1 protein-coding gene is annotated in these 853 nt (G+C 61.9%); it reads right to left on the reverse strand.

Annotated elements, in window-relative coordinates:
* The coding region (kce, locus tag AWB67_RS38770; RefSeq protein ID WP_143746840.1) for a 3,5-dioxohexanoate:acetyl-CoA acetone transferase at positions 1 to 853 on the reverse strand (853 nt) is incomplete at both ends.

The following is an 853-nucleotide window of genomic DNA, read 5'->3' on the forward strand; positions in this document are numbered from 1 at the left end:
AAAAGTTGGTATCGCTCGCGCCCTTGAGGCCGAGCATCTGGCGTGCTTCATCCGGCGTTGCGATGTCGAGCGACAGTCCCTCGATGATCTGGCGGATCTTCACGACCTGCGCCGCGCTCGATTCGGCTAACTTGCCCGGCTCGATCCACAGCGAGTCCTCCAGTCCGACCCGCACGTTCGAGCCTTGCGCGAGGCCCAGCGTGCCCATCGGGAACTGGTTACGTCCGGCACCCAGAATCGACCACACGAAGTCGTTGCCGAACAGACGGTCCGCGGTGCGCTTCATGTGTGCGAGGTCTTCGGGGTGTGCCCCGATGCCGCCGAGCAAGCCGAACACGCTCTGCACGAAGAACGGCCCCTTGACGAGGCCCCGATCGATGAAGTGCGCGAGGTTGTAAAGGTGCGAGATGTCGTAGCACTCGAATTCGAAGCGTGTGCCGTTCGCCGCGCACGATGTCAGGATGTACTCGATGTCGGAGAAGGTGTTCTTGAACACCAGGTCGCGACTGTTCTCAAGGTGCTTGCGCTCCCAGTCGTGCTTGAATTCCTTGAAGCGTCCGAGCATCGGATACAGGCCGAAGTTCATCGAACCCATGTTCAAGGATGCGAGTTCCGGCTTAAAGTGGTGCGCAGGCTTCAGACGCTCCTCGACGGTCATATGGGGACTTCCGCCGCTTGTGATGTTGATCACGGCATTGGTTTGCGCCTTGATGCGCGGCAGGAATTCCTGAAACAGCGCAGGGTCCTGCGACGGCCGGCCGTCGCTCGGGTCGCGTGCGTGCAGGTGCAGGATTGCCGCGCCCGCTTGTGCTGCAGCGAGTGCCGCGTCGCCGATCTCTTGGGCCGTCACCGG

Origin of the sequence: Caballeronia terrestris, assembly GCF_001544515.1 — a bacterium.
GTDB lineage: Bacteria > Pseudomonadota > Gammaproteobacteria > Burkholderiales > Burkholderiaceae > Caballeronia > Caballeronia terrestris.